This is a genomic window from Emergencia timonensis (assembly GCF_900086585.1).
Lineage (GTDB): Bacteria > Bacillota > Clostridia > Peptostreptococcales > Anaerovoracaceae > Senimuribacter > Senimuribacter timonensis.
Map to the genome: position 1 here is coordinate 1,433,881 of NZ_FLKM01000009.1, position 25,571 is coordinate 1,459,451.

Below are 25,571 nucleotides of genomic sequence, written 5' to 3' on the forward strand. Positions count from 1 at the left end.
CTTTTCCTATGATAAGATAGAATATATGAGAAAGGAAATACGATATGAAGAAACTTGCGATTATAGAGGACGATAGATTATTTAACGAGGCGTTATATCAATTTCTGGTGCAATCAGAATATGAGATAAAACGAGCCTTTTCCTTTGCCGAAGGCATTTTGCTGATTGAAGAAGACATTGATTTAATGATTATCGATATCAATCTTCCAGGCGGGGATGGCTTAGCGCTGTGCCAAAGAGCGCACGCCTTCAATCAGATTCCCGTCATTTTTCTGACTGCCCGCGACGAAGAGGAAGACATGATCCGCGCCTTCGACTTGGGCGCAGACGATTACCTGGTGAAACCCTTTCCCATGAACGTGCTGCTCAAACACATCGAGGCAGTGCTCAGGAGAACAGAAGAGGAAAAAAACATTTTTCACTATATGGATCTGACGGTGGATTTTGACAGCAGACGGGTGACATATCGGGAACAGGAAATTAAACTGACTGTTAAAGAATTTCAGTTGCTTACAATTCTGATTAAAAACAAGGGACAAGTAGTGACAAAAGAACTGATTCTCGATAAAGTATGGGACCAGAGCGGCGCTTTTGTGGAAGAACATACGATTAACGTGACTTTGAGCAGACTGAGAAAGAAGATTGAGCCAGATCCGACAAACCCGAAATTTATCAAGAATGTTTTCGGTCTGGGTTATGTCTTCGGAAAGTAGGGAAGAGATGTTTCGAAGAAAAAGAGAAATGGAAGCCCTTTCCCTGGTATTGGAGAAGTTGATTAATGATGAACCAATCGATAGCATGCAGGGTGATAAGGACACACTGCCATCAAAAATCAGGCACCAAATGATCAGACTCTCTGACAAAATGAGAGGGAATGAAGAGCAGCTGATCAAAGACAGAGATGAAATCAAGGGATTGATTAGTGAAATCGCCCACCAGTTGCGTAATCCTCTGGCTAATATGGAAGGGTATCTGCAGTTGCTGGAGGAAGGGGCGGGCAGCAGAGAGCGGGAGTCAGCCTATATCGACGCCATTGCAGTATCGGAGCGGAGAATTCGTTTTCTGACGGAAAGCTTTATTAAAATGGCCAGGCTGGAGAGCAAGGTCATCCAGATTAAAAAAGAATCGGCGGATCTGAAAAAGACCCTGCTTCGCAGTATCCTGCAGGTCCAGGGGGCGGCAGTAGAGAAGAAGATTGATATTCGGCTGCAGATGGATGAGAATCTGCGGATTCCTCACGATGCAAATTGGCTCAGTGAAGCCGTATTCAACCTCCTGGACAACAGCATCAAATATTCTTCCTCCAGTTCCTATGTAGACATGAAGGCAGAGGTCAACGAAATGTTCGCAGAGATTTCGGTGACAGATTCTGGCATAGGAATTGAACAGGGGGAAGAAAACTTGATTTTTCAGCGATTTTACCGAGGCAAAAAGGTTACCAGCCAGGAAGGCTTTGGACTGGGGTTATATCTGACAAGAGAAATCGTGCTCCAGCACCAGGGGTTTATGAAAGTCACTCGTCTGGAGGAAGGCATGAAGATTTCCATATTTCTGCCGGCTTAAAGGCACAGCAGCTTGCCATTTTTATTATGCAGGAAATATCGATGAAGTCGATATTGACGGAATATAAAAGAACGTACCTTGCGAAGAATCGCCCCTTGGGGGCGACATGTGGAAATAGGAATCTCTGATTCCGTCATTTCCACGTTTTTTTATGTTTGTGATTAGTTTGTTAGTAGTTGCTGCTATGATGAACATATAAGGCAATAGGAGGTCAGAAATGGAAATACTAAAAACAACGGACTTAAAGAAGATATACCAGGCACCGTCAGGTGAAGTAAGAGCTTTAGACGGCGTCAATATCTCTATAGCGGAAGGGGAATTTGTGGCGATCATCGGCTCTTCTGGAAGCGGCAAGACGACGCTGCTCAATATGCTGGGCGGCCTGGATTATCCCACCAGCGGTGAGATAATCGTCAGAGAGAGAAATTTGGCTGAGCTAAAAAATGAAGAGCTGACCGTCTTTCGCAGAAGGAACATCGGCTTTGTCTTTCAGAACTACAATTTGCTGCCCATTCTCAATGTCAGCGAGAATATTACCCTGCCCTTGAAGCTGGACGGTTTGGGACAGGATTTGAATTTCTTCGACCAGATTGTGGACAGTTTAAAATTGCGGGAGAAATTGTACAGTATGCCAAGTACTTTATCAGGCGGGCAGCAGCAGAGAGTGGCCATCGCCAGGGCTCTGTCCATGAAGCCGGCAGTTATTTTAGCCGACGAGCCTACGGGTAATTTGGATTCAAAGACGGGCATCGAGGTGGTAGGTTTGTTAAAGGCCAGCGCCGCTAAATTCAATCAGACCATCGTGGTCGTCACCCACAACGAGGAAATCGCCCAGATGGCAGATCGGATGATTCGCATCGAAGATGGGAAGGTCAGGTGAGAGGGATGAGAAATAACAATCAAGAGATCATCCGCCTGCTTGCCCTGGAAAGTTACAGAGAGAATCGGGGGCGAAACCGGATTCTCATCGGTGCGGTGGCTTTTGTCGTCATCATGCTCTTCGGCGTCTTCAGCCTCTCTATCGGCAAAATTGAAGCAGATTATCTGCTATATATGAGAAATGCCGGTACGGCAGCTTATACGACCTTGGAGCGGCCCACAGAAAAACAAACAGATATGATTAACGCTCTCAGTTATATCAAGGAGACTGGAACCTCTGTATATCTGGGAACTGCCGATGCTTTTACCTGTGAGGTTTTAGACGAGAATGCCTATGAGATCATGCAGCGTCCCGCCTATACTGATATCCACGGTGCTTATCCGTCAGAAGAAGACGAACTGATGCTGCCGATGCGGGCATTGACGCAGATCGGTATAGAAGAACCGGAACTGAATATGAAAATAGAGGTAAAGCTGAAACTGGACAGCGGGAAAACGATTGAGAAAACCTTTCGTCTTTCAGGGTATTATACGGAGTATGTGGATCCTTCTGTGGCGCCGCCGCGGGGATTTTGTTCTCAGAAGCTCTTGGATACCTTGGCTATCGACAGGGCAGAGAACTCTCTTCTTCTGATCCAGCAGAATGATCGGCTGGAAGATGAATTGATAGAAGAGAAGCTGTATGACGATGTGCCCATGAGAGACGATACCCAGCAATTCTTCGGCGGAAATTCCATGTCCTATCAATCCGTCTACGACTTAGCGGGCGGTTTTGACACCGCGTTATTACTGGTGGCAGTGATTTTAATCGGCGCATATCTGCTGCTGAACAACGTGTTGCAGATTTCCCTAAACCGGGATATTCGTCAGTACGGTCTGCTGAAGACCTTAGGGACTACAAAATATCAGCTGCGGCGTATCGTTTACCGTCAGGTGGCGAGGACGGTCCTCTGGGGCTGTATCATCGGTACGGCTGCTGGCAGTGCAGTGACCTTGCTACTAATACCAAAGCTGCTTTCCAGCATGTATCTTTATGGTCTGGGCAGCGCGTCGGCTATGATCGCGTTTAAACCCTGTATTTTGATTTCCTCTATTGTCTTTGGCGCTGCGGTAACCTTTTTCAGTGCTGCCATGGCCATGAGAAAGGTCATCAAAATGTCTCCTGTGGAAGCGGCGAAGTATACGGAGCAGGTGACGGAAAGCAAGAAAAAAGAGAGTCGGGCGTTGAACGGCGGAAATGCCGCTCATATGGCCTGGAGAAATATTTTCCGCTTTCGCAAGCGATTCTTTATCACCGTACTGTCACTATTTTTGGGGATTACCATTTCTCTTGGCGCAGTGGTTCTTTCTAAGGGAACCGATCAAACCAATCGGATTAATTATGAGAATGCTGATTTCAGCATCATATCCCATATGACTGCCATGCAGGTAGAAAGTTACAGTGATCAGGATGTTTTTTTAAAAGATGATCTAAAGGAAAAAGTAGAGAATCTGCCCGGCATTAAAGAGGAAGAAGTGGTTCACGGCGGCTATGGCAGAGTCTTCACCGACGAAGAGGCCCTTGCGCCGCGGATCGCCACCTGGGGATATGAAGACAAGACATCCATTACCTTTGTCGTGCAGGCTTTGAGTGACGATATTCTGCATCAGATTAAGACTTTTACTGAAAAAGAGGAATTGACCGTAGACGTGGATCAAGTGTTGGACGGAGACGGATTTATTATCTTACACTATCACAATTTATCCAAAATTATGACGGAAAAGAGTAAGAAAACCATCGGTATGCCCATGAATATCTATAACTTGGCAGGAAAAAAGACAACCAGTCTTTCCTGCAGCGGTTATCTGGATTTTACGAAGAAGGGTCTGCCTAAGTTTAAGACCACTTGGAACGGCGGCGGTATCTTATACCTTCTCACCAGTGAAGAAACCTTTCAAAAGATGAACTTGACCGAGCAGACCTTCGGTATCGAGCTCAATGTCAGACCAGAACTGGAACCGCTGCTGAAGAAAAAGCTGAACGGATATATTGCAGATTACAATCAGAATCTGCAGCAGAAAAGTAAGCTGGGCGCAAATACGGCAGGACAAGAGATGCTGCTGCTTAATGCGAAATCTGACGTGATGAAATCGGCCAAAGATTATATCACATCCAGCAGGATCGTTTTGGGTGCACTCTGCGCTATTTTAATTCTCATGGGTCTGGTCAACTACGTCAACGTAACAATGACAGGGCTGACCATGCGGAGAAGAGAATTTGCCGTCATGGAGAGCATTGGACAGACACGCAGGCAGCTGCGAAAAATATTGCTCATGGAAGGCCTCTTCTACAGTCTTATCGTAACAGCGGTGACTATGACTGCGGGAAGCGGCGCCCTGTTCGCTCTCCGATGGATTATGAAGCAGAGAATCACCTATTTTGTGTTCAGCTATCCGTGGACCGGGCTGGCAGTCTGCATCGGCGCCTTGTTTTTGATCTGTATCTGCGTGCCGCTTCTGATGTATAAAAAAGCGGAGAAGGAAAGTATCATCGAGCGGCTGCGCTGTTATACGGAGTAATATCGTAATAATTTCGTAAGACATCGTTCACCGTTTCATCACAAAATCATACCTATATACTACATAAATTTTCTGTATAATTGAACTGTCAAAAGGGGTTATAGAAAAAACTGAGACAGCTTAAACTGTCGGGAGGGAATTATGAGTGATAAAATGAGTGATAAAGAAAAGAGGGATTTGATTTATTTATGGCTGTTAAAGCATGCACATGAGAAATCTAGTACTATTACAATGATGAAATCGTGGACTTTGGAACCTCAGAAGTACATATAGAAATGAAAGAGGGGCTATCACAAAAGGGATTATGTGATAGCTCCTTTTCATTAGAGAGCAGGTTACCTACTGCTGTCAAAGGGCACGTAGTCTGCATCGATACCGAAATATCTAGGGCCAAAGACTTCTAGTCCTTTTTGGCACCGCCACATTTCTGGAGCAGGGAGCGCCAGAACATTCATCTCATCACCGATTTGGAAATCCGGCGTGGTCATAGGAAGTCCATTCTTATCAATCATGCAGATGAGATCCGGCACAGTAATATCGATCGATCCATTTCGATAAGATGCGATGTTTTCATTCTTGAAAGTAATCTGATATTCCTCCCCCTGGTAAGCATCAATGCCTGCCAGATAAATGTCACCAAACTGGAAACCATCACGAAGTTCCCACGGCATGTCAGTGACTGTGCCGTGAAAAAGAACTTTCCCTCCCATCTTGGAGGCAATCTGAGCAGTGACCGTCAGACCTGATGTATTAGTCTCCTGGGCTTTGCGAAGCAATTGTCCGATTTCAAGAGCATAGCTGATAGCACCAGGAATGATGGCTTCACGATATTGCTTACCTGTCATAGGATGATCACAGACACTGATATCGTCGCCGCTGACTGTGGCAATAGATCGTACCAGAGTTTCAATGCGAAAGTCGTCAATCATATCTTTCAAAATCATGACTTCGCCAAACTTTGTGACCACGGCCATCGGGTCGCTTCGCAGTCCCTTGAGATAAAAAGTGGACTGTGACAGTTCCGGCACAGAGCGGCCCGCTGGATCGCCGTCTGCCAGAGGAATGCCCAGGAGACAGGCGATATGTAAGGCCTCTGCCGTGTTCATACCACCCAGCTCAGAAGATGACACTGCAAAGAATTTATGTCCGATCTCCTTCTCCAAGGTCTGAAAAGCAACGACAGCCGAGGCCTCGACTTTTGGAAGCCTGTCAAGATCTGGTGGAAGCTCTGCACCTACAGCGGCAGGAGCCCCGCAGCCGTAGGGAATGGTGATGTATGCGTCATCGGGGATTTCATCTAAATCAGCAAGCATCAGAGTTCTGTTCATTTCAAAATCCTCTTTCATAATGTCAAAACCGTGTTCAATTTTGCCGCCGCCGCCCGTTCCCAGGACGGTACAGCCGTACAATAAATCTATCATATCTTGTTTATTTAATTCTTTCATAGTTTTCTCCTAACGTTTTCTTTCATAAAATGGAATGTAATCTGTATCAATGCCGAAGTAGCGGGGGCCAAAGATAGAAAGTCCTTTCTCTGTCGTCCATATTTCAGGAGCAGGCAGAGCGAAGACATTCATCTCATTACCGACGCTGAAATCCGGTGTTGTCATAGGCTGCCCTTCGTTGTCAACCATGCAGATAAGATCCGGTACGGTGACGTCGATTTTGCCGTTTCGATAGGATGCGATATTTTCGTTTTTAAAAGTGATTCTGTATTTTTCACTACTGTATTCTTTGATGCCGTCCAGGAAAATCTCTCCGTAGTCAAATCCATCGCGGCATTCCCAAGGCAGATCTGCTACAATCCCCCGAAACAGCAAGCAGCCGTCCATTGATTTTGCAATAGATTCCGCTACATCTAAGCCATTTTCCAAGGCCTTTCTGCCGATTTTTCCTATTTCCCAGGCATAGGAAATGGCACCGGGGATAACAGATGCAGCATAGTCTTTACCCCTCATCGGGTGGTCACACACACTGATTTCATCACCGCTGACACAAGCCATAGCTCTGACTAGAGACTCTGCCCGGAAATCATCTACGACGTCCTTTAATATGATGATGTCGCCAAAGTTTGTCGCCGCCGCCAAAGGGGTGATAGGTACTCCTTTTAAATAAAAAGTGGAGTGAATCAGTTCCGGCACAGACCGGCCTGCCGGATCTCCATCGGCTAAGGGAAGATGCAGAAGGCAGGCAACATGTAATGCCTCGGCCGTATTCATGCCGCCTAGTTCCGTAGATGATACAGCAAAGATTTTTTTCCCCAGAAATTCTTCCAAACTTTGAAAAGCTAAAACTGCTGGTGAACCTTTCACGCGGGGAAGACCCTGGAAGCGGTTCTCCGGATTAGAAGAAGCAGACGGTGCGCCGCATCCGTAGGGAGAAGCTACGATTGCATCGTCTGGAATTTCGTCTAGTGATACCAATTGCAGGCTACGGCCTTGTTCAAAGTCCTCTTTCATCATTGCAAGTCCCTCTGTCAGACTGCCGCCGCCTCCCGTTCCCAGGACGGCACAGCCATAGAGCAGATCGATGATGTCTTCCTTATATAACTTTTTCATTTTTATTTCCCTCCCTGGACTTTGATGGAATGAACTTTTCAGCAATGTAATATACGGCCAGTGAAAAGAGGATACCTGTATATGCGTATCCGACCAAATATGCGAGAACGGCACCGATGCCCCAGCTTATAATACCTGCCCAGTTTATACCTTCTACAGAATGCCATTTTTTTGGATTGCCTTTCCCTACCAGCCAGTAATCTGCCATCATAGCGCCGCCTACCGGACACACTAGGAATGCCAGAAAACTTAAGAAGGATTCGATATGATCTAATATTCCAAAGGCACCCAGCAGCGTTCCTATGATTCCGGCAACGACGGTAACCTCACGCCTTCTGTTATCTGGCAGGTTGAAGGCCATGACCACATCCAAGCCACCGCTGTAGATATTAGATGAGTTAGTCGTCCATGTGGACAAAATGATGGAGAGAATTCCAATGACAGGAAGACCTACCTGGATCAAAACCAGACTGATGTCATACTCTCCCGATATCTTGGTTAAAACAGCGCCCAGAGAGAGTGTGATGACAGCTACCGGTAATACGCCCAGAATGGTTGATTTAGCAGTTTCTGCTCTGTTTTTTTGAAATCTTGCAACATCAGCGGCTGTTACCACTCCTACGGCGTAGAAATCAAAGGCAAGACTGACGCCGGCCATAAATGACATGCTTCGCTCCACTTCTGCCGTTGCGGCTTCAAATCCGTACTGGCGGAAGGCCAGATAAGTACCTGCAGCCATGACGATTAAAAGAAATGGGATAGAAATGGCGTTGAGTTTTTCCATCGCCCGCATACCATATACGGCGGTAATCAGCATAATCATGCCCCACAATATGTTTGAAGCGATAAGTGGGATATGTAAACCAAAGGTTTCTGCCATGAAGTTAGTAAATGCGTCGCCGCAGATTTCATTGGTTATACCGAACCAACCGATGAGGTTGATAGCAAATACTACACTGACTAGATATCTTGCGCCTTTCTTGCCGAAAGAAGATTCAGAGAGTGTACAGGAGGCGATGCCCAGGTCAGACCCTTGAAAGCCGATAATTGTCATCAATACGACCACGATCAAATTACCCAGTGTACCTGCGAGAATGGCTTCGCCAAGAGGCATCGCTTCTGCCAGCAGTGCGCCCTCTAAAAAAGAGGATGCACAGACACAGATCCCGGCCTGTACCAGAGCAAGGGAGACCCATCCCTGCCTTTCTTTTGCTGGTATGGGAGTAAGTGCGTTGGCTTCAACATGTCTATTGTTATTTTCCATAGTGTTAACTCCTTTCAAGATGATGATTAAAAGGAGTGTATCATTTTCAGATTATTTTGTCTTTGAACTGAAGAATAAGAATTTCTTTATTTTTAGTGATCGTGCACAAATACATTGTGAATACTTCAGTGATGTGGTAGGATAAAGTCAACGGGGAGGTAAAAGCTATGAGTGTAACATTGAGAGACTGTCTGAAATTGCCGTCATTGAGTCTTGGCAAGGTCATTGCTGGACACAAAGGACTCAGCAGCATTGTGACGACAGTGTCAGTTTTGGAATTTGAAGATGGCATGGAAGAGGATATCATGACCCCCAATGAACTGTTAGTGTCAGCTTTGTTTTGCCTGAAAGATGATGTAGATGCACAATGTCAGTTTCTTCGAAAAAGCAAACATAATGGAGATGTGGGCCTTGTACTGTTTTATGCGGATATGATATTGGGCAATATAGACGCTAAACTGTTGGAAACGGCAGATCTGCTCAATTTTCCGATTATTCTGCTGCCAGGAAAAGATATGGGACTGAAGTACAGTGATGTGATCGGTGATGTAATGGAAGCCATATTTTATGACCGAAAGGTTAATCATTACTTTGTCAGCAGTACCATAGAACGGTTGTCGCAGACACCGGAGGCTGTAAGGACGCCATCCCTTGCATTACAAATTGCCAGTGATTATGCCAAAGCCAGCTTCTTCCTCTGCGACAGACAATATCATCTGATCGCCTCATCCTTTTGGCCGGCAAGTAATTATCTGAATTTCGAAATCGTAAAAGAGGCTTTTTCAGATGATCCCTTTACTGACCATACCGTAGTAAAAAATCAGGAGGACGGAGTTTTTTTTCGCACGCCCTTCGTAGAAAAGGACGATAATACTTTGGTTTTGTATGCCGCCTCAAAAAATGAAATACTTTATTCAGGTATCATGAGTGAAGTAGTGGAAATCATCCAGCTGTTTACTGCTCTATGGCATTACAACCTGAATGTCTCCACGAAAGAAGCTGTAATTCCGGCCCTCTTTGATGGAAAGCAGCATTTGGTCAGACATATCTGCCAGCTTACACATTTAAAAGCAGAACTATACAACGAAGCAATGATTGCAGAAGTGAGAGATTTTACACCAGAAAAAGAAATACAGTCCTTCCTGGCAGAAGTCAGATTGCTTTTTGCCAAGTCCTCTATACCGCTGATTGCAGACCTTCATGGAACCCACGTCATTCTTCTCTATCAAAATGAAATGGCTGTCAAAAACAAACTTTTGGAGGAGGACTTAAAAGAGATTCTCAATGAGCGATCCTTTATTCCTTTCTATACATACTATCACACAGAAACGCTATTTGAAGAATTGGGCAAATTTCTCAGGGAATATTCAAAGGTAAAGAATACGGCTAGAGGTATTTATCCACATAAAAAGTGTTTTACTGCTGAGGATATGCGATATGCTTTGCGAATTTTGGATCTCCACAATTCAGTGAGCGCAGAGAAAGAGTATTACTGTAATCTGTTAAGACCTGTACTTGATGACAAGGACATAGATCTTATGCTTACTCTATCCGCCTATCTCTTAGATGCAGCCTCAGAACTCAAGAAAGCCTCAGAAATACTTTTCGTTCACAGGAATACTGTTTTATACAGATTAAATAAAATAAAAAGTCTTTTGGGCTTTGATCTTGCAAAGATGCCTATGGCATACGATATCTATGTTGCTGTCTCGTTATATCGTATCAACGCACAAAATGCATAATAGCAATGAAAGAAAATATCAAAGATGTCTGACGGAAAATTCCGAGGCATCTTTTTTTATGTGCGCATTTTTATATCCGGTTTAAAAACCGTTTATGGGAATTGAAAGAATTTTTTTATAATTATCGGTCGTTTAAAAGCCCAATACACATCAATAGAAACGGATACAGCGTACAATCAGAGTTAAGAAACGGAAGGAGTGATGAATATGAGTGTATTGATCTTAAAGAGAGAAGAAATCAAAAAAGTAATCGACATGAGAGAGGTCATTCAGGAGGTGCGAAAGGTCTATAAACTGAAATCCCAAGGGAAAACGGTTATCTGGCCGCTCGTCAACTACGAGTTTGAAGAGGAACATGCTGCCATGGATATTCGTTCTGGTTACGTCAAAGGAGAGCAGCTTCATGGACTGAAAATGCTCAATAATTTCCCGGAAAATCGGGAGAAAGGGCTGGCGCCGTTTAACGGTATCATGATGGTCTACGATTCCAACACGGGGATTCCCATCGGCATCATGGATGCATCTTATATTACCTGCATGCGAACCGGTGCTGCAGGCGCCATCGGTGTGGACAGTTTAGCGAGGAAGGATGCAGAAACCCTGATGCTCTTGGGAGCAGGCAAACAAGCCCCATTCCAGATTGCTGCAACATTGCTGTTACGGCCAAATATCAAAGAAGTCTATATTGTGGATCCTCTCAGTTTTGAACAGGCCGAAACCTTGGCTTCTAATATGAGAAAAATCCTGCACGAAGACTTTGACATTCAGGCAGATCAGACCGTGTTCCTGGCCGAAAGATCCATTGAGAAGGCAGTTCGCTGCAGTGACGCGATCATCACTGTGACGCCATCAAGAAACCCGCTGATTAAAAAAGAGTGGATAAGACCAGGTACGCACCTCAGCTGTCTGGGGTCTGACATGGAAACCAAACAGGAAATTGAGAGTGCCATTTTTGCAGGAGCGAAGATTTACGCCGACGACAAAGAGCAATGTATCAGGGTAGGCGAGATGGAACTTCCGCTGCTTGAGGGGGTCATCAGAGAAGCAGATATCCTGGGTGAAATCGGTGATCTGCTCTGCGGCAAGATTTCCGGCAGAGAAAACAGCGATGAAACAACCATCTTTGACGCCACGGGCCTTTACATCTTGGATTTGGCAGCGGCAAAGGCGGCAATCGCAAAAGCAAAAAAAGCGCATATGGGTATTGAAGTTGAAATGTAGGAGGATAGAAGAATGATATTAGCAGATTTTTTAGTAGAACAGTGGTTGAACCCTATGGATTCCAAAGCAGAGCATAATTTTGGCACCAGCTGCGTCAAAGCTTTGACTATGGACGAACTTTTCAGAGTGACAGAACAGGATGAAAATGCTTTTTTGAAAGACTTGAGCACCATGAGTCTCCACTATCATCACGGCGATTCTACTGGCTCGCCGAGAGTGAAGAAAGCCGTCGCCGGTCTTTATCCCAAAGCTGACGTAGATCCCAAACACGTGATGATGGTTCACGGCGGTACTGGCGCTAACGATATCGTCATCATGGGATTGCTGGAGAAAGGGGACAACATCGTAGTCATCAAACCGACTTACCAGCAGCACTATGATATTCCAAAATCTATGGGCATTGAGACGAGAATCGTCCAACTAAAAGAAGAGGAAGAATACCTGTTGAACATGAAAGAATTGAGCAAAGCTGTCGATGGAAATACCAAGCTGATCGCTCTGTCCAATCCGAACAATCCGACGGGTGCAACCCTCTATGAAGACGGTTTGCAAGAACTGGTGGAAATTGCTAGAAGTGTGGATGCATACATCCTCTGCGATGAAATCTACAGAGGGATGGATGAGACCTACATGCCGTCTATTCTGGACTTCGGTTACGACAAAGCTATCAGCGTCAGCAGTCTGTCAAAGATGTTCTCTATGGCAGGAACCAGAATCGGCTGGATCGTGACGAAAGATGAATACGCGTACAAGAACTTCGAGAACAGAAGGTCCTATAACACGATCTGCTGCGGCATTATTGATGAAATCGTGGGCGCTATCGCCATGGAAAACTACGAGAAGGTATGGGCAAGAGCCAGATCCATATTGGCGCCTAACAAACAGATGGTTTACGATTGGGTGAAGACCCAGCCGCATCTCAGTCTTCATGGGGATGCCAAGGGGACGACCTGCCTCATACGCTATGATTATGATATTACATCTACGGATATGGCAGTGGACGCAATGGAGAAAGCCAGAATTCTGCTCTGTCACGGAGCTTGTTTTGATGAAGAACCTGCCTTCCGTCTGGGTTACGGCGGCTTCACTGACCGAAATCAACTGCAGGAGAGTCTAGACGCCCTCAGTGATTATTTGAAGACCTTAGAGTAACTGTTGAGAAAGGAGAATACGATGAAACAATTTTCAGTAGCAATGCTTGGATTTGGCATTGCAGGGAAGGCATTTTCGAGAATTCTGATAGAAAAACATCAGGAGATCATGGAAAAAACCGGATATGACGTACAGGTGACGGCAATTACCACAGGCAGCAGGGGCACGTTGATCTGCCCACAAGGCATTGATCTGCAGGAAGCCACTCGTCAGGTAGAAGAATTGGGACATTTTGATGTAAGTGGGCCGTGGTATTCAGAAATGAACACCATGGAGGTTGTAGAAAAGGCAGACTATGACGTGGTTTTGGAACTGACACCGATCAATATCCGCACAGGACAGCCGGCCATCGACCATATCAAAGGCGCCATGAACCGCGGCAAACATGCCATTACAGCCAACAAAGGTCCCATTGCCTGGGCCTACAGGGAATTACGGGACTTGGCAAAAGAGAAGGGCGTTTGTTTTTACTATGAAACCACCGTCATGGCCGGTACACCGGTGTTCAATATGGCAGACAACTGTCTGCAATACTGTAAGATTTCAGAGGTAAAGGGGATTCTCAATGCCACGACAAATTACGTGCTGGAAGAGATGACAAAGGGCGTACCGATGGACGTCATCATGGAAAATGGACGCAGAGGCGGCTTTATGGAAGCCGACGCTTCCATGGATATGAAGGGCTGGGATGCAGCAGCAAAATTGACGGCCCTGCTCAATGTCCTGATGGATGCGGGGATTACGCCAGATCAAATCGACAGAACTGGCATCGAAGAAGTGACAGCAGAGGATATCCAGCGAGCAGCAGAGCACGGCTGCAAAGTGAAACTGCTCTGCAAGGGAAAAATTGAAGACGGGAAAGTTGTGGGCATCGTAAAGCCCAGCGAGATAAAAGCAGATGATGCCTTTGCAGGCTCTGACGTGGTGGCTGTAGTTTCCATTGATACCGATTTGATGGGCAGACTGACCATGGTACAGTACGGACTGGAAACGACGCAGACTGGTTATGGCGTATTCATTGATTTAATCAGAGTTCTGGAGAACTGTCAGGCGATAGAATAGGAGGAAGAAATGGAAAACGAAGAAAGAAAAGATCTGAAACAGCCTTCACTGGCCGTGTCAATTATTATAGTATTGTTTTTAGCTGCCTGTTTTCTGATACAACTAGTAACTGTGGGAGAACCTGACGTACATATGACACTGGTATTTGCTGCTGTAGTTGCAATCATATTACTGCTGATTTTCAATAAGACGCCGTTTGCCCTTATAGAAGAAGGCATCATCCACGGCTGCAAAATTGCCACCATATCCATGATGATTCTGATGTTCATCGGCGTCATGATTCCGGCCTGGATTGCAGCGGGTACCATTCCTACACTAATCTACTACGGATTACAGATCATCTCCCCGTCAATTTTCTTGTTGACGGCATCTGTAGTCTGTGCGCTGGCAACACTTTGCACAGGAACCTCCTGGGGTTCGGCGGCCACTTTTGGTGTCGCTCTGATGGGCATCGGAGGCGGTTTAGGTGTACCTGACGCCATGACAGCCGCCGCTGTGGTTTGCGGCTCCATCTTCGGCGATAAGCTGTCGCCGATTTCCGATACTGTAAATCTATCCTCTGGTACTTGCGAAGTGAATATTTTTGACCATATCAAAAGCGTGGCCACGGCCACTTTGCCAGCCTATATCATTGCATTGGTCGTATTTACGGTATTGGGCTTCCGTTTTGCCGGCGGAAACGCCGACAGCGCGGCGGTCAACGAAGTGATGAAGGTATTATCCGAGAACTTTAAGCTGGACCCAGGACACGCTTTAATCAGTCTGGTTCCGATGGTTCTGGTATTAGTTATGGCTCTGCGAAAGATGAACGCTCTGGCGACCATCGTAGCGTCCGCTATGTCCGCCATGATCATCGCTATCATTTTTCAGGGATATTCCATCGTGGACATGATGTCATATATGAACTACGGCTATGTCATTGAGACTGGCAATTTTGATGTAGATAAGCTGATGAACAGAGGGGGGCTGCAGTCCATGATGTGGACCGTATCAATCGGATATCTTGGTTTGTCCTACGGCGGCATACTAGAGAAAACCGGTGTTCTCAACACTCTGCTCTTCAGCGCCCAGGCCATTACGAAGAATGCCAGAAACTTGATTCTGACCCACATGGCTGCAGGATTCCTTACCATCATGCTTTCCGCCAGCCCTTATGTGGCAATCCTGATTCCGGGCAGAATGTTTATCGCCGGATATGAGAAGCTGGGAATCAAAAAGACCGTAGCTTCCAGAACCTGTGAGCATTCTGGAATCTGCCTGGATCCGCTGCTCCCTTGGACCTTAGGCGGCGTATATTTTTCAGGCGTATTGGGCGTCAGTACCTTTGATTATGCACCATATGCTGTTCTGCTGTGGCTGGTTCCAATCATTGCGGCTTTCTATGCCGTCACCGGACTCTTCGTGTGGAGAGAAGACGGCGGTACTGTGAGAAAGAAAAAAGCAGTATAAGAAGGAGGAGGGGAAAGATGAAATTTGACATGACATTTTTGAATGGAAACATCTATACGATGGAAAGAGAGGGCAGCCGCGTAGAGGCGCTGGGAATCAAGGACGGCTTGATTGTCTTCACGGGTAGTAATAAAGAAGCGGCGTTATACGAAAGCGAACAGGTCATCGACTTACAGGGAAAGACCGTCATACCCGGTATGGCAGATTCTCATCTGCATATGTATGCATACTGCCAGAACCAGACAGCGGTTGATCTGGCAGGGGCCAAAAGCATTGAAGAGATGGTAAAGCTGATGTCATCCAAAGCAGCGGTTGTGGAAAAGGGAAAGTGGATCAAAGGCGTCAATTTTGACCAAACCAAGTGGAAGGAAAATCGTTTTCCAACACGCAGAGATCTGGATCGAATCAGCACGGAGCATCCTATCGTCATCAGAAGATGCTGTCTTCACGCCTTGGTCGCCAACACAAAGGCTTTGGAGCTTGCAGGCGTGGGTCCTGGTTATGATGGAGGGGCCGGCGGCATCGTGGAATTTGAAGAAGACGGAACCCCAAGTGGCATTCTGCGGGAACAGAGTACGAAGGTCTTTGATGAGATTATCCCTGATCCACTGGAAGATCCAGAGGAAAGAGAACGGATTATGACAGAAGTCCTGGCGGATATGTCAGAAAAAGGAATCACCACCATCCACACTTATGCGGCCAAAATTTGGCGCTATAATGAGGATATCGAGGCGTACCGAGCTTTGGATAGAGAAGGCAGGCTGCCTGTACGTATTACGGTCTGCATTGACGAACTCTTTGAGCCGGAGATCTTGACAGAGGCGCAGAAAGCGAATCCGTACAGACTGGTACAGTTTGGGGCATACAAGATTTTTTCCGACGGGTCGCTGGGTTCCAGATCGGCAGCTTTGCGAAAGCCATACGCAGATGATCCGGGCAACGTCGGCTTTGTCGTCTGCAATCAGGATACTTTGATCGACAAGGTGATGACAGGTTATGAGAAAGGACTGCAGCCAGCCATTCACGCGATTGGAGACAGAGCGCTGGATATGACACTGACGGCCATTGAGAAGACTTTAGAAAACGCTCGAAAAAATGGTATGACAGATGGAGAGATGGCGGAGAGACTGCCGTTCCGCATCATCCATGTGCAGATGGTTGATGAGAAATTGGTGGAGCGCATGAAACAGCTGCCACTGGTACTGGATATTCAGCCGATCTTCCTGTGTACAGATCTCCACTGGATTGGTGAACGGATTGGAACTGAGAGAGAAAAGGGAACTTACGCCTGGAAAACTCTGCAGGATGCGGGAATGATTATCACCGGCGGTTCCGACTGCCCAGTAGAAACTTATGATCCGATCAAAGGCATCTACGCTGCTGTGACCAGAAAGGATTTTGACGGTTATCCGCCAGATGGTTACTACCCTGACGAAAAATTGTCCGTATATGAAGCTGTCTGTGCGTATACAAAAAACGTTCACTATGCTACGGGGCAGCAGGAAGTACTGGGAACTCTTACGCGTGGAAAGTTTGCTGATTTAGCAGTTTTGGACAGAGATCTCTTTAAAATAGCCGAAGATGATTTAAAGGATATCGTCGTGGAAAAAACCTTTATTGCCGGCAGACAAGTATTTACGCGAAGTTAAGGGAAGGACAGGAGGCGCTTCTGTGGAGGCAGATATCATTATTAAAAATGGAAAATGCATGACCATGAAAAACCGTGAAACGGCAGACTGGCTTGCAATCAAGGATGGACGCATTGCCGCTATCGGAGGAGGCAATCAGTATGAACCCATGGCTGAACAGGCCGGGCTGATACTTGATGCGAAGGGAGGGACCGTACTGCCTGGTTTCATCGACAGCCACTTTCACGTAGTGCAGACAGCTATTAATTCTCAGAGTTTAGATCTGCGCGAAGTCTGCTGCTTCGAAGAAATCGGTGAGAAGATTAGACAGGCATCAATGGAAAAGCCGGGGGAAAGCATCATCGGCATCCGCTTGGAAGTCGGGCAGCTGCGAGAAGGGATTTTGCCGGATCGTCTGGTGTTGGACCAATACTGCAGCAACGTGCCCGTATGGATCAACAGCTTGGATTATCAAGTGAGTATGCTGAACACTTATGGCCTCCTTTATTTTAAAATACCATTTTCCATAGAAGGAGTAGAAATGGATAGTCAGGGCGTAGCGACAGGAATTTTTCGCGGAAAGGCCAATGCGACACTTCGTACCAATATTCTCGATCACATCCCTGATAAAGAGAGAAGGGAGGCAGTGAGCCGCCTGATGCCGCAGCTCCTTTCAACAGGCATTACGACGATTAACGCTATGGAAGGCGGAAACATGTACAGCGATAAAGATGCAGATTTTATCTATGAATACAGTGAGGAGTTTCCTGTGGACATTGCCCTCTTCTATCAATCCATGGATATCGAAAAGATTAAAAATCTCTATCTCAACAGAATTGGAGGGAGCTTGTACATTGATGGCACCATGGGCGCCAGAACGGCAGCGCTTTCCTTTGAGTATGCCGATTGTCCGGGGCGCATGGGCAGTCTGCGCTTTTCTCAGCCGGAATTAAATGAATTTGTCACAGAGTGCTACCGGAATAATATGCAGCTTTCTGTGTACACCATAGGGGACAGGGCCATTGAGATGGCCCTGAATGCCCATGAATTTGCCCTTTATCATACGGGAATCAGGGGTCTGCGTCATCGTCTGGAACATGTTGAACTGTCTGACGATAGACAGATGGAAAGAGCTGCAGAGATGGGCATCATTTTTTCCATGAATCCAACCTATGAGGTTTACTGGGGCGGCAAAGGGAAAATGTACGAACAGAGGTTGGGAGAGCGGTATGTGAGGACCAACTGCTTTCGGGAAATCATCGACAGCGGAGTCTGTATCTGCGGCGGTTCAGACAGCGATATTACGGAATTCAATCCTTTGATCGGGATCAGTGCAGCGATAAATCATCAGGTAGAGTACCATCGAGCTTCGGTATACGAAACCCTGGAGATGTATACTTGTAATGGCGCCTATGCTATTTTTGAAGAAGAAGAGAAGGGAACGTTGGAAGTCGGTAAGCTGGCTGATGTGATTATACTTGATGGCGATATTATGATGACGAAAAAAGAGAAGATTCAGGATATGAGCGTTTTATCGACGATTAAGTCAGGAGAACTGATTTATAACAGGTTGTGACAAATGGAAGAGGGAAATCAATGATGCTGAAGCTATATTTTTTGGGAAAAGCAAATTTTGAATACAAAGGGGAAGACATCACCGAACGTCTGGGAAATAAGACCATAGCCTTGGTCTGTCTTTTAATCCTCAATCAGAATAAATATTTGAGCAGAGAAAAACTCATCACTTATCTATGGCCTGACAGCAATGAAGATGCGGCTAAATACAATCTTCGCTTCAATATCTGGATGATAAAAAAGAATATCGGGACTGATGAAAATGGAGAGGAGTTTCTCTATGTCGATAAAGAGCGTTGTGGTATCAATGAAAAATATATCTTCTATTGCGATATCCTGCAAATCATGAAATTCAAACCGGGAAGGGAAGACTCCATCGAGGGTCTTTTGGCATTGCGGGCCAGCTTTGCCGGGGATTTTATGGAAGGCTGCTACTTCAACAATTGTAACGACTTTAATGAAATCATTATTTTTGAAAGAACCCATTTTGAAGACCAACGGGTAAAAATTCTCAAACGACTGACGGAACTCTATGAGGAAGAGGGTGATACGGAAAAATGTGAAGAGGTCCTGAAAGAGATCCTCGACATTGAACCTTATGATGAGGACATGGCTTTAATGATGATACGCCTTTACGTCAGGTCCGGAAAGCGAAGTAAAGCCATTATCTATTACAATACATTCCGCAACAGGTTGGCTGGCGGCTTAGGTATAGAACCCTCTGAGAAACTGCGAAAGGCATATGAGGAAATAAAAGCTGCTTCCGCTGAACTGTCAGAAAAGGATTTAGCGGGCAGGATGAGCAGAAAGGAGAAAAGCAGGCAGCGAACAATCAAAAAAAGGAAAAGAGAACAGGACGAAATCCATGTCGTTTCTGACTGCATCGGCCAGATCAAATATTTTTGGATGGCAGATGTGGTTTCAAAACTGTCAATTTGCAATCTATTCACCTGCAGCAGCTATCTCGATGAAAATCAGCTGCAGGCTCTGGCCTATATTGAGCCAGAGATTGCAGGTGAAATGGAGGCATATCCTGTTTGTCTTATACCGGATGTGCGGGTTGCGCGCGCTTTTATCAGGCTGATTATTGCAGTCTGTCAGGAGTGGAAATTATTTATTGAGATTCATGATAAAGAAAATATGGATGATGTATCCAGATTAGCCTTTGAATATTTGCTCAATGAAAAAATAGACACATTACATTTTCTGTAAATATTATGGGATGTGTAAGACAATTTTATGTCTATACAATTGGAATTGTCTATTCTAATTCTTAAAAATTCTAAAGAAGTTCAGCTCTGAATTGTAATGCTCAAGTCAACATGATAAGATGGAATCACATAAGAAAATTACTATTGATGAAGAAAGGGCAGGTGTAAGATGAATTTGGGACAAAGTATTTTTGTTGGCTTACTCGTAACCTGCACCAGCTTGATTATCTATGAAATCGGGAAGGTGAAAGAAGAAGTAGCCAAAAGCAGTTCTGAATCTGCAGGAGAGACTGACGGACGATCTGCTTTGTGAATTGACAGGTTGCGGTCAGCAAAAAGCTGCAAAGCTGATTCGCCAAGTACGTTTTTTGCCGTTTCGCCCCAGCTTTAGCTGGCCTGGCGAAACGGACAGCGAAAGGCGCGTCAGCGACTGGAGGAGTGAGCGGAGCGAACGATGAAACATACGGAAATACGTCCTTTGGACGATATTTCCTATGTTATAAGTAAAAGAGCCTGGCTTTTTCGGCCAGGCTCTTCGTTCATAATTTAAGGAGTTTATTTTATAGTATTTATTTGATACCAATACTAACGAGCTGTATGAACTGTTTGGCCGTCCGCGGGCTTCTGCCGTTTGAACGGATTGCAAAGGCTTCTGCTTTGCGGTGCAGTTCGTTTTCTTCCATCTCCACACCATATTCCTGCGCCAGGCTTTTGACGATCTCCAGATAGAGGTCTTTTTCTGGCTTGGAGAAGGTGATGGTCAGGCCGAATCTGGCTGACAGGCTCATGGTCTCCTGCAGGGTATCGTTGAGATGGAGGTCTGTGCCCAACCTGTCATCCATGGACTCTTTGATCAGATGTCGCCGGTTGCTGGTGGCGTAAATCGCGATGTTCTTGGAATAGCTGGTCACGTTGCCTTCGAGGATGCCTTTGAGATAACAGAAGGCGTCGTCATTTTGGCCAAAGCTGAGGTCATCGATATAGAAGATGAACTTCAGCGGGTTATCACATAATTGGTCTATGACAACAGGAATGTCGGATAGCTGCGATTTATCGAACTCGACGAGCCGCACGCCCTGGTCATAGAATGCGTTTGCGCATGCTTTGATGGTGGAGGATTTGCCCGTACCGGCATCTCCGTAGAGGAGGACATTGCTTGCGGGTTTTCCTTCCGCCAAAGCGCGGGTGTTTTCTAATACCTGGTTTCGCTCTCTGGCGTAACCGTATAGCTGATCGATGGTTTGCTGGTCAGCGTTTTTTACTGGCAGAAGCTTTCCATCGTTGACTTTGAATGCCCGGTACTTGGCAAAGATTCCAAAACCTCTTGTCGCAAGGGAGGAGAGCATTGCGTCGTACTCCTTCTTCAAATCTATTTTCTGAGTATCCCAACGAGGAAGGTATTCATCATAATTAATTAAGTCTTTGATTTGAGGAGTGGTTATATTGGCTAGTTTTTGCAAAACAAGCAATTCCTCATCGAGACACTCGTAAATAGATCGACTTATTATGGCATTATTAAGTCTCTTTATCAAAAAGAAGTTTTCATCTTCTATGATAAACGTTTTTACAAATTCCGTTAAATTGCCGCCGCGCTCATATAATGCTCTTGAAAAAGCTCCGTAGAGACTGAGTTGCTCATCTAAGGAGCTTTTTTCAATCGCATATAAAAGTTTTTGAAGGCTCGAGACCACATCGGTTTCGAGTATGCTTCGAAAAACGGAGAGGGCATTTAACTGTCTATTTAAATCAAATAAAGTGTTATCCATAGTTTATTCTACTGCTACCGTCCAATCCATGAAGTCTTCGATTTTGCCAGTCTGGATACCGTAGATGGTATCGTACATTTCCTGCGCCACAGGACCGATCTGGTTATCGTTGATAATCATGCGTTCGCCCTTGTAGAGTAGTTCTCCCACAGGGGAGACGATGGCAGCTGTTCCGGATGCGAACATCTCTTTCAGCTGGCCTGCTCTGTAGGCTTCTTCCAACTCGTCGATAGAAATTTTTCTCTCGGAAACCTTGATGCCTTTTTTCTTGCAGAGGGCGATGATGGAATTTCTGGTGATGCCCGGCAAAATGGAGCCGTTGAGTTCGCTGGTGACGACTTCGTCGCCGATGACAAAGAAAGCGTTGGCAGCGCCGATCTCCTCGATGTATTTCTTTTCGATTCCGTCTAACCAGAGGATCTGTTCGTAGCCCTTTTCGTGGGCGATTTCCTGTGCCTTCAGGCTGGCGCCGTAGTTGCCGCCGCATTTGGCTTCGCCGGTTCCGCCTTTGACTGCTCTGACATAGACGTCTTCGACGTACATTTTGGTTGGAGCCAGTCCGCTCTCAAAATACGGACCTACAGGGCTTAAGATGATCATGAATTTATATGTAGTAGATCTTCTGACACCCAGGAAAGGCTCGTCAGCGAAGATGAATGGTCTGATGTAAAGGGCTGTACCTTCTCCTTCAGGGATCCAGTCCTGGTCCAGTTTGACCAGTGCTTTGATCGCTGCGACGAAGAGTTCCTCGTCGATAGTCGGGATGCAGAGTCTGTCGTTGGTGTTGTTAGTACGCTGAGCGTTCATATATGGTCTGAACAGCTGCACGCGGCCTTCTGGCGTCTTGTAAGCCTTGAGTCCTTCGAACATCTCCTGACCATAGTGGAGCACCACTGCAGCAGGATCCAGTTCGATCGGTCCGTAAGGTACGATGCGTCCGTTGTTCCAGCCGTCTTCTGGATTGTAATCCATGACGAACATGTGGTCTGTAAATTCTGTTCCAAAGCGCAGTCCCTTTGGATCTGGCTTCTGCTTTGGGTTTGTCGTCTTGGTGATAGGAAATTCATAGTTCATATTTGGTCCCTCTTTTCTTCCGTTTATTCAAATTTGATAAATGAAAAAGCAAAAATTCTGCTTCTATCTTAACTCTAAAGTTGTATTATGTCAACAAGTTTGGATAAAAAATGTTGTCCTGGATAACAAAAGTTTGCGGCGGAATTTGTCGTAAAATTCTTAATTTTTGTTAAGGATCATTGCATTATGCGTTAAGGGTGATAGAATAAGAATATAAAGGAAGTTACTTTTCTATCAAGAGAGGGGGATGTCATGATGAAACAGAGAGGATTTAACGATTTTTTACCTTATGGAGATCCAAAACTGGAGGCTACAGAGGGTAGGCGATCAAAGGCGAGTAAATTACAGTGGCTTCTGCTGATTTATGGGCTGTGCTATTTTATCTTCATCCGCTACTTTGTCAATCAGATTACTGATTCGAAAATCAGAAACATCATCTGTGCCGTGTTATCTGTCATTGCAATGATTTTGTTGATTGCAACAGGTCTTCAGAACATTAAAAGGCGAGACAGAGCTTTCTCTTATGGTACTTGGCTTCCACCGCTGGTAATCATCTTTATTGCCATGCTCGAATACTATTCGGGCGAGTTGTTTTGACAGATTAGAGAGCGGTATGAGAATTTTTTAATTTTCATGCAAAGAAAGTGAGGAGTTGTATGGCTCATAAAAAAGGTTCTATAGTGGCAGCGATAACGACTATATTATGGTGAAGCGCAAGGAGCTTGTTGACTCACTTGCAGATTTGAAAAAAATATGCAAGCAAGACTATTATACTGAAGAAAGCGGCGCAAATGCCGAAAAAAAGCGAGCAAGCGCCGTTTCGTGCATGTTGTAATTCAAAATATGGCATAATTATGTTTAATATAATTATGTGTTTTGAATAGAATGTGTGGAATCTGACGTCTGTTTTGGGAAATTCATCCAATTGTTACATATACTAGAACAAAAACGGCTGCTGTAGGAGATGGATCCGGCGCTGTGTGGGCAAATTAGTGGCAAAAGCGCCGCTTTTCACGTATTCAAGATATTATCATGATGCACTTTCATTGACTTTATCGAATATCGATAGTATAATAGAAGTAAGATTAACGATATTCGATATTTGGAGGATTTAAATGCCTAGAGAGAAGTTTCAGACGCTGACGGAGCAGATGTTCTATATCCTACTGTGCCTGCGGTCAGAGTGCTATGGCATGGATATTATGGACCGAGTATCTGTGATGACAGATGGACGTGTCAACGTAGGACCGGGCACGCTTTACAATCTGCTGGAGCAGTTTGTCTCTGCAGGGATGATTCGCCTCACAAGAGAAGAGGGCAGGCGACGGAGCTACATTTTGACCGAGAAAGGCAGGGCGGCATTGGACAGAGAATGCGCAAGGCTTCGGAGCCAACTGTGCGATTATGAGAGATGCTTTGGGAAGGAGGAGCCGCAATGAAGGACACCAAACGCCGAATCGAATGGTTCGCATTCTTCGATCGCTGCGGAATGGAGCGGCATCTGGAGAAGATGGCAGAGCAGGGGTGGATGCTTTCGAAACTGACAGGTTTCTATTGGCAGTATCGCAGGATCACGCCGGCAAAACTGCACTTTGCTATCACATACTTCGAAGAAGCTTCGATATTTGATCCGGTGCTGCCTGCTGGGCAGGAGGCATATCTGGCTTATTGCCAGAAGGCGGGATGGCACCTGGCGGCAAATGCCGCACAATTCCAAGCCTTTTACAGCGAGGAGGAAGATCCTGTACCTATAGAGACAGACGCTGTGACCCAGGTCACCAATATTCACCGGGTGATGATGAAGAGTCAACTCTTAGCTTTTCTCCTGCTGTTGTTTCTCTCTATTTTTCAGCTCGTCAGCAATTTGCAGATGGTCTTTGCGGAGCCGGAGATAGAACTGGCGAATAATATGATGATTTCGACCATTTCCACGTGCAGCCTGGCAGCTATTCTATGTGTGTCACAGATCCTGGGGTATTTCCTGTGGTATTACAGAGCAAAGAAAGCGGCTAATTTAGACGGCTGTTTTTATGACAAGCCGTGTGGAGTGTGGATTGGAAAACTGGCGCTTTTTTTCCTCGTGGCAAACATAGTTTTCTTGATCTATGCAATCGCTGTCTCGAGGCTGGGCATCATCGGCGGAATGGCTTTTGCGATAGTGCCTGCGGTTATCTGTTTAGGTCTTTTGATCAGGAACGCGTTGGTTCACAAGGGTGTGCCGAAAGGAATCAACCGCTTCGCAACCTTTGCAGCGGTTACCCTGTTGACTTTCGTATTCTTGGGCGGCGTCGTATTTGTTGGCATCTTAACCATAGACGATCATTCGCTCACCGAAAAGGAAGCCAAAACAAAAGTCCCATTGTTGGTCAGTGATCTCACAGAAGTTGACCGCACAAACTATGAGATTCGCTATGACCGGGACAATTCTTTCCTTCTCGATCGAATCGAAGTGGAGGACAGCCTTAGAGACTATAGGGACGAGGACGCTCCGCAGCTCCGCTACACGTTGACGAAGATCAAAGTCTCCGCAATCTATAGCGCCTGTTTTGACGCGATATTCCGCAAAAATCAGAAAGACTGGCAGGAGATGTCGTCAGGCATTGGATATGTATTAGAAAAGAATCCGTCTCTCTGGCAGGCCAAAAAGGTTTACCACCTGTATCGTGGAGCACGGTCGCATCCCGATTATATCGTCTGCTGGAAAGACCGCATCGCAGAAATACAGTTCTACTTTGATCCGACAGAAAAAGAAATTAAAGCAGCTGCCGAAGCGCTCAAAGCATATTGATCATGGGAGTGCAGGCTCCCGGGAATATGTTGACCGGGTGATATTAAATGAGTATAATAGAATTATACTATAAGATGTCA

Annotated in this window: 21 protein-coding genes; 16 read left to right on the forward strand and 5 right to left on the reverse strand. The window is 45.7% G+C overall.

Annotated elements, in window-relative coordinates; all coding sequences use genetic code 11:
* Positions 1-44: 44 nt before the first annotated feature.
* The 4 genes from BN6539_RS17680 (at position 45) to BN6539_RS17695 (ending at position 5,001) form a co-directional block, all read left to right on the forward strand.
* Complete coding sequence (locus tag BN6539_RS17680; protein WP_067541436.1) at positions 45-713, forward strand: response regulator transcription factor; 669 nt, start codon at positions 45-47, stop codon at positions 711-713.
* A gap of 7 nt (positions 714-720) precedes the next feature.
* On the forward strand, positions 721-1,563 hold the full coding sequence (locus BN6539_RS17685) for a sensor histidine kinase (RefSeq protein ID WP_187375532.1): 843 nt from the start codon (positions 721-723) through the stop codon (positions 1,561-1,563).
* Positions 1,564-1,780: 217 nt separating this feature from the next.
* On the forward strand, positions 1,781-2,443 hold the full coding sequence (locus BN6539_RS17690; protein ID WP_067541440.1) for an ABC transporter ATP-binding protein: 663 nt from the start codon (positions 1,781-1,783) through the stop codon (positions 2,441-2,443).
* Positions 2,444-2,448: 5 nt separating this feature from the next.
* On the forward strand, positions 2,449-5,001 hold the full coding sequence (locus BN6539_RS17695) for an ABC transporter permease (protein WP_067541442.1): 2,553 nt from the start codon (positions 2,449-2,451) through the stop codon (positions 4,999-5,001).
* Positions 5,002-5,336: 335 nt separating this feature from the next.
* On the opposite strand, the gene BN6539_RS17700 is transcribed toward BN6539_RS17695, so the two are convergent.
* Genes BN6539_RS17700 through BN6539_RS17710 form a run of 3 tightly spaced genes read right to left on the reverse strand, consistent with a single transcriptional unit; the run spans position 5,337 to position 8,823 of the window.
* Positions 5,337-6,446, reverse strand: a complete 1,110-nt coding sequence (locus BN6539_RS17700) for a DUF917 domain-containing protein (RefSeq protein ID WP_067541444.1) — start codon at positions 6,444-6,446, stop codon at positions 5,337-5,339.
* Between the two features lie 9 nt (positions 6,447-6,455).
* Positions 6,456-7,559, reverse strand: coding sequence for a DUF917 domain-containing protein (locus BN6539_RS17705; protein WP_067541446.1), 1,104 nt, complete (start codon positions 7,557-7,559; stop codon positions 6,456-6,458).
* Positions 7,543-8,823, reverse strand: a complete 1,281-nt coding sequence (locus tag BN6539_RS17710; RefSeq protein ID WP_067541448.1) for a purine-cytosine permease family protein — start codon at positions 8,821-8,823, stop codon at positions 7,543-7,545. Before BN6539_RS17710 ends, BN6539_RS17705 begins: the two co-directional genes overlap by 17 nt.
* A 167-nt stretch (positions 8,824-8,990) precedes the next feature.
* Here BN6539_RS17710 and BN6539_RS17715 point away from each other — a divergent pair, with 167 nt between their 5' ends.
* The 9 genes from BN6539_RS17715 (at position 8,991) to BN6539_RS22480 (ending at position 20,176) form a co-directional block, all read left to right on the forward strand.
* Positions 8,991-10,565, forward strand: coding sequence for a PucR family transcriptional regulator (locus BN6539_RS17715; protein WP_067541450.1), 1,575 nt, complete (start codon positions 8,991-8,993; stop codon positions 10,563-10,565).
* Between the two features lie 207 nt (positions 10,566-10,772).
* Positions 10,773-11,786 carry an ornithine cyclodeaminase family protein gene (locus tag BN6539_RS17720; RefSeq protein WP_067541452.1) on the forward strand — a complete coding sequence of 338 codons (1,014 nt, stop codon included), beginning with the start codon at positions 10,773-10,775 and terminating at the stop codon, positions 11,784-11,786.
* Between the two features lie 12 nt (positions 11,787-11,798).
* Positions 11,799-12,938, forward strand: coding sequence for an aminotransferase class I/II-fold pyridoxal phosphate-dependent enzyme (locus BN6539_RS17725; RefSeq protein WP_067541454.1), 1,140 nt, complete (start codon positions 11,799-11,801; stop codon positions 12,936-12,938).
* A 21-nt stretch (positions 12,939-12,959) separates the two neighbouring features.
* Positions 12,960-14,000, forward strand: a complete 1,041-nt coding sequence (locus tag BN6539_RS17730; protein ID WP_067541456.1) for a hypothetical protein — start codon at positions 12,960-12,962, stop codon at positions 13,998-14,000.
* Between the two features lie 9 nt (positions 14,001-14,009).
* Entirely contained in the window at positions 14,010-15,449 is a 1,440-nt protein-coding gene (nhaC, locus tag BN6539_RS17735; protein ID WP_067541458.1) for a Na+/H+ antiporter NhaC, read from the forward strand.
* Between the two features lie 17 nt (positions 15,450-15,466).
* On the forward strand, positions 15,467-17,098 hold the full coding sequence (locus tag BN6539_RS17740) for an amidohydrolase (RefSeq protein ID WP_197492894.1): 1,632 nt from the start codon (positions 15,467-15,469) through the stop codon (positions 17,096-17,098).
* A gap of 22 nt (positions 17,099-17,120) precedes the next feature.
* Positions 17,121-18,653, forward strand: a complete 1,533-nt coding sequence (locus BN6539_RS17745; protein WP_067541460.1) for an amidohydrolase — start codon at positions 17,121-17,123, stop codon at positions 18,651-18,653.
* A 20-nt stretch (positions 18,654-18,673) separates the two neighbouring features.
* The gene (locus tag BN6539_RS17750; protein WP_082907596.1) at positions 18,674-19,864 is read left to right on the forward strand and encodes an AfsR/SARP family transcriptional regulator; all 1,191 of its coding nucleotides are present in this window, start codon (positions 18,674-18,676) and stop codon (positions 19,862-19,864) included.
* A gap of 168 nt (positions 19,865-20,032) precedes the next feature.
* Entirely contained in the window at positions 20,033-20,176 is a 144-nt protein-coding gene (locus BN6539_RS22480) for a hypothetical protein (protein ID WP_156524188.1), read from the forward strand.
* Between the two features lie 256 nt (positions 20,177-20,432).
* Here BN6539_RS22480 and BN6539_RS17755 read toward each other — a convergent pair whose 3' ends face one another.
* Positions 20,433-21,230 carry an ATP-binding protein gene (locus tag BN6539_RS17755; protein WP_242869431.1) on the reverse strand — a complete coding sequence of 266 codons (798 nt, stop codon included), beginning with the start codon at positions 21,228-21,230 and terminating at the stop codon, positions 20,433-20,435.
* A gap of 402 nt (positions 21,231-21,632) precedes the next feature.
* A complete protein-coding gene (locus tag BN6539_RS17760; RefSeq protein ID WP_067541464.1) occupies positions 21,633-22,703 on the reverse strand; it encodes a branched-chain amino acid aminotransferase in 1,071 nt (356 codons plus the stop codon).
* A gap of 252 nt (positions 22,704-22,955) precedes the next feature.
* Between BN6539_RS17760 and BN6539_RS17765 the strand changes: the two genes are divergently transcribed.
* The 3 genes from BN6539_RS17765 to BN6539_RS17775 all read left to right on the forward strand — a co-directional run bounded on the left by BN6539_RS17765 (position 22,956) and on the right by BN6539_RS17775 (position 25,491).
* On the forward strand, positions 22,956-23,300 hold the full coding sequence (locus tag BN6539_RS17765; RefSeq protein WP_067541466.1) for a hypothetical protein: 345 nt from the start codon (positions 22,956-22,958) through the stop codon (positions 23,298-23,300).
* Between the two features lie 518 nt (positions 23,301-23,818).
* Entirely contained in the window at positions 23,819-24,142 is a 324-nt protein-coding gene (locus BN6539_RS17770) for a PadR family transcriptional regulator (protein WP_067541468.1), read from the forward strand.
* Positions 24,139-25,491, forward strand: a complete 1,353-nt coding sequence (locus BN6539_RS17775) for a DUF2812 domain-containing protein (RefSeq protein WP_067541470.1) — start codon at positions 24,139-24,141, stop codon at positions 25,489-25,491. The genes BN6539_RS17770 and BN6539_RS17775 overlap by 4 nt, the downstream gene beginning before the upstream one ends.
* Positions 25,492-25,571: the final 80 nt, after the last annotated feature.